Annotated in this window: 3 rRNA genes; all 3 read left to right on the top strand. The window is 55.7% G+C overall.

The annotated features are described in order from the left end of the window. Positions 1-181: 181 nt before the first annotated feature. A 16S ribosomal RNA gene (locus EV580_RS33540) occupies positions 182-1699 on the top strand. A gap of 354 nt (positions 1700-2053) precedes the next feature. After that, a 23S ribosomal RNA gene (locus EV580_RS33535) occupies positions 2054-5174 on the top strand. 134 nt (positions 5175-5308) lie between these two features. Further along, positions 5309-5422: ribosomal RNA gene (rrf, locus tag EV580_RS33530) — 5S ribosomal RNA — on the top strand. Together the 16S, 23S and 5S rRNA genes form the textbook arrangement of a ribosomal RNA operon. Positions 5423-5430: the final 8 nt, after the last annotated feature.

The following is a 5430-nucleotide window of genomic DNA, read 5'->3' as shown; positions in this document are numbered from 1 at the left end:
CGGGTGTGTTGTTTGAGAACTCAATAGTGTGTTTGGTGGTTTTTGTTTGTTGTTGTTTTTTGCCACATTCTGATACCCCCGTGTTGGGGTGTGGTTTTTTGGATGCCAGTTTTGGTGTCTGTTGTTTGGTTTCAGGCTTGTTCTGATTCGAATTCTGCCTTGCCTTTGGGTGAGGGGTTTTTGTTTGGAGAGTTTGATTCTGGCTCAGGACGAACGCTGGCGGCGTGCTTAACACATGCAAGTCGAACGGTAAGGCCTTCGGGTACACGAGTGGCGAACGGGTGAGTAACACGTGGGTGATCTGCCCTGCACTTTGGGATAAGCCTGGGAAACTGGGTCTAATACCGAATAGGACTACGGCCTGCATGGGTTGTGGTGGAAAGCTTTTGCGGTGTGGGATGGGCCCGCGGCCTATCAGCTTGTTGGTGAGGTCACGGCTCACCAAGGCGACGACGGGTAGCCGGCCTGAGAGGGTGACCGGCCACACTGGGACTGAGATACGGCCCAGACTCCTACGGGAGGCAGCAGTGGGGAATATTGCACAATGGGCGCAAGCCTGATGCAGCGACGCCGCGTGAGGGATGACGGCCTTCGGGTTGTAAACCTCTTTCAGTAGGGACGAAGCGCAAGTGACGGTACCTATAGAAGAAGGACCGGCCAACTACGTGCCAGCAGCCGCGGTAATACGTAGGGTCCGAGCGTTGTCCGGAATTACTGGGCGTAAAGAGCTCGTAGGTGGTTTGTCGCGTTGTTCGTGAAAACTCACAGCTTAACTGTGGGCGTGCGGGCGATACGGGCAGACTTGAGTACTGCAGGGGAGACTGGAATTCCTGGTGTAGCGGTGGAATGCGCAGATATCAGGAGGAACACCGGTGGCGAAGGCGGGTCTCTGGGCAGTAACTGACGCTGAGGAGCGAAAGCGTGGGGAGCGAACAGGATTAGATACCCTGGTAGTCCACGCCGTAAACGGTGGGTACTAGGTGTGGGTTTCCTTCCTTGGGATCCGTGCCGTAGCTAACGCATTAAGTACCCCGCCTGGGGAGTACGGCCGCAAGGCTAAAACTCAAAGAAATTGACGGGGGCCCGCACAAGCGGCGGAGCATGTGGATTAATTCGATGCAACGCGAAGAACCTTACCTGGGTTTGACATGCACAGGACGCTGGTAGAGATATCAGTTCCCTTGTGGCCTGTGTGCAGGTGGTGCATGGCTGTCGTCAGCTCGTGTCGTGAGATGTTGGGTTAAGTCCCGCAACGAGCGCAACCCTTATCTTATGTTGCCAGCGCGTAATGGCGGGGACTCGTGAGAGACTGCCGGGGTCAACTCGGAGGAAGGTGGGGATGACGTCAAGTCATCATGCCCCTTATGTCCAGGGCTTCACACATGCTACAATGGCCGGTACAAAGGGCTGCGATGCCGTGAGGTGGAGCGAATCCTTTCAAAGCCGGTCTCAGTTCGGATCGGGGTCTGCAACTCGACCCCGTGAAGTCGGAGTCGCTAGTAATCGCAGATCAGCAACGCTGCGGTGAATACGTTCCCGGGCCTTGTACACACCGCCCGTCACGTCATGAAAGTCGGTAACACCCGAAGCCGGTGGCCTAACCCCTTGTGGGAGGGAGCCGTCGAAGGTGGGATCGGCGATTGGGACGAAGTCGTAACAAGGTAGCCGTACCGGAAGGTGCGGCTGGATCACCTCCTTTCTAAGGAGCACCACGAGACCTGGCCGGCCCCGTAAATCGCGGGATCAGCTGATTGTCAGGCGATTCGTTGGATGGCCTTTCACCTGTAGTGGGTGGGGGTCTGGTGCACGACAAGCAAAGTAGCCAGGAACGGGATTTTTCTTCTGGTGCTGCCAAACACACTGTTGGGCTTTGAGACAACAGGCCCGTTGTTCTTGGACTGCGGTTCAAGAGGCGTGTTGTTGCCCTGCTTTGGTGGTGGGGTGTGGTGTTTGATTTGTGGATAGTGGTTGCGAGCATCTAGCACGCATGAATCCTTTGGGGTTTGTGGGTGTTTTTGATGTGCAATTTCTTTTTTCGAATTGGTTTTTTGTGTTGTAAGTGTTTAAGGGCGCATGGTGGATGCCTTGGCACTGGGAGCCGATGAAGGACGTGGGAGGCTGCGTTATGCCTCGGGGAGCTGTCAACCGAGCGTTGATCCGAGGATGTCCGAATGGGGAAACCCGGCACGAGTGATGTCGTGTCACCCATACCTGAATACATAGGGTATGGGGGGGAACGCGGGGAAGTGAAACATCTCAGTACCCGTAGGAAGAGAAAACAAGTAAGTGATTCCGTGAGTAGTGGCGAGCGAAAGCGGAGGATGGCTAAACCGTATGCATGTGATACCCGGCAGGGGTTGTGTGTGCGGTGTTGTGGGGCCTGTCTTCCCGGATCTGCCGGTCTGGGCTGCAGTGAGAAAAGAATGTGTTAGCCGAAGTGGCCTGGGATGGTCTGCCGTAGTGGGTGAGAGCCCCGTAGGTGAAAACATGTTCTCTGTGGTGATGGGTTCCCGAGTAGCAGCGGGCCCGTGGAATCTGCTGTGAATCTGCCGGGACCACCCGGTAAGCCTGAATACTTCCCAGTGACCGATAGCGGATTAGTACCGTGAGGGAATGGTGAAAAGTACCCCGGGAGGGGAGTGAAATAGTACCTGAAACCGTGCGCTTACAATCCGTCAGAGCCCTCTCTTTGAGTGGGGTGATGGCGTGCCTTTTGAAGAATGAGCCTGCGAGTCAGGGACATGTCGCGAGGTTAACCCGGGTGGGGTAGCCGTAGCGAAAGCGAGTCTGAATAGGGCGTATCCACACAAGAGTGTGTGGTGTAGTGGTGTGTTCTGGACCCGAAGCGGAGTGATCTACCCATGGCCAGGGTGAAGCGCGGGTAAGACCGCGTGGAGGCCCGAACCCACTTAGGTTGAAGACTGAGGGGATGAGTTGTGGGTAGGGGTGAAAGGCCAATCAAACTCCGTGATAGCTGGTTCTCCCCGAAATGCATTTAGGTGCAGCGTTACGTGTTTCTTGCCGGAGGTAGAGCTACTGGATGGCCGATGGGCCCCACAGGGTTACTGACGTCAGCCAAACTCCGAATGCCGGTAAGTGAGAGCGTGGCAGTGAGACGGCGGGGGATAAGCTCCGTACGTCGAGAGGGAAACAGCCCAGATCGCCGGCTAAGGCCCCTAAGCGTGTGCTAAGTGGAAAAGGATGTGCAGTCGCAGAGACAACCAGGAGGTTGGCTTAGAAGCAGCCACCCTTGAAAGAGTGCGTAATAGCTCACTGGTCAAGTGATTGTGCGCCGATAATGTAGCGGGGCTCAAGCACACCGCCGAAGCCGCGGCAACAAACTTTGTTTGTTGGGTAGGGGAGCGTCCTGCACACCGGTGAAGCAGCCTGGTAATGGAGCTGTGGAGGGTGTGGGAGTGAGAATGCAGGCATGAGTAGCGATAAGGCAAGTGAGAACCTTGCCCGCCGAAAGACCAAGGGTTCCTGGGCCAGGCCAGTCCGCCCAGGGTGAGTCGGGACCTAAGGCGAGGCCGACAGGCGTAGTCGATGGACAACGGGTTGATATTCCCGTACCCGTGTATGAGCGTCCCTGATGAATCACCGGTACTAACCGCCCAAATGATTGTTGATCAATCCCTTCGGGGAGCGACGATGATCGGCTGCGCGGGACCTTCGGTGGTAGTAGTCAAGCGATGGGGTGACGCAGGTAGGTAGCCGTACCAGTCAGTGGTAATACTGGGGCAAGCCCGTAGGGAGAAACGTAGGCAAATCCGCGTTTCACATATCCTGAGAGGTGATGCATAGCCGAGTGAGGCGAATTCGGTGATCCTTTGCTGCCAAGAAAAGCCTCTAGCGAGCACACACACGGCCCGTACCCCAAACCAACACAGGTGGTCAGGTAGAGAATACCAAGGCGTACGAGTGAACTATGGTTAAGGAACTCGGCAAAATACCCCCGTAACTTCGGGAGAAGGGGGACCTCCTACTGTCATGGCACTAGCGGCCGGCAGCGGTGGGGGGTGGCACAAACCAGTGAGAAGCGACTGTTTACTAAAAACACAGGTCCGTGCGAAGTCGCAAGACGATGTATACGGACTGACGCCTGCCCGGTGCTGGAAGGTTAAGAGGACCCGTTAACCCTTTGGGGTGAAGCGGAGAATTTAAGCCCCAGTAAACGGCGGTGGTAACTATAACCATCCTAAGGTAGCGAAATTCCTTGTCGGGTAAGTTCCGACCTGCACGAATGGCGTAACGACTTCTCAACTGTCTCAACCATAGACTCGGCGAAATTGCACTACGAGTAAAGATGCTCGTTACGCGCGGCAGGACGAAAAGACCCCGGGACCTTCACTATAGCTTGGTATTGGCGTTCGGTTCGGTTTGTGTAGGATAGGTGGGAGACTGTGAAACTCACACGCCAGTGTGGGTGGAGTCATTGTTGAAATACCACTCTGATCGTATTGGACTTCTAACCTCGGACCGTATATCCGGTCCAGGGACAGTGCCTGGTGGGTAGTTTAACTGGGGCGGTTGCCTCCCAAAATGTAACGGAGGCGCCCAAAGGTTCCCTCAACCTGGACGGCAATCAGGTGTTGAGTGCAAGTGCACAAGGGAGCTTGACTGCGAGACGGACATGTCAAGCAGGGACGAAAGTCGGGACTAGTGATCCGGCACCCCCGAGTGGAAGGGGTGTCGCTCAACGGATAAAAGGTACCCCGGGGATAACAGGCTGATCTTCCCCAAGAGTCCATATCGACGGGATGGTTTGGCACCTCGATGTCGGCTCGTCGCATCCTGGGGCTGGAGCAGGTCCCAAGGGTTGGGCTGTTCGCCCATTAAAGCGGCACGCGAGCTGGGTTTAGAACGTCGTGAGACAGTTCGGTCTCTATCCGCCGCGCGCGTCAGAAACTTGAGGAAACCTGTCCCTAGTACGAGAGGACCGGGACGGACGAACCTCTGGTCTACCAGTTGTCCCACCAGGGGCACCGCTGGATAGCCACGTTCGGACAGGATAACCGCTGAAAGCATCTAAGCGGGAAACCTTCTCCAAGACCAGGTTTCTCACCCTTTTAGAGGGATAAGGCCCCCCGCAGACCACGGGATCGATAGACCAGACCTGCACGCACCGCAAGGTGTTCAGGGAACTGGCACTAACCGGCCGAAAACTTACAACAACCAAAACAAACAACCATGTTTTCGTTGAACGTAAAAACGCACATCAACGCCCGCAACCACACATCCACACCAGTCAAACGACTGCACCCCACCACCAAAACTAGATTCACACTCAACAACGAGTGAATAGAGTTACGGCGGCCATAGCGGCAGGGAAACGCCCGGACCCATCCCGAACCCGGAAGCTAAGCCTGCCAGCGCCGATGATACTACCCAACACGGGTGGAAAAGTAGGACACCGCCGAACACAATTTA

The organism is Mycobacterium sp. BK086 (assembly GCA_004362315.1).
Taxonomy (GTDB): domain Bacteria; phylum Actinomycetota; class Actinomycetes; order Mycobacteriales; family Mycobacteriaceae; genus Mycobacterium.
The sequence above is the reverse complement of the archived record's forward strand: the minus strand, read 5'-3'. Positions and strand labels throughout refer to the sequence as shown.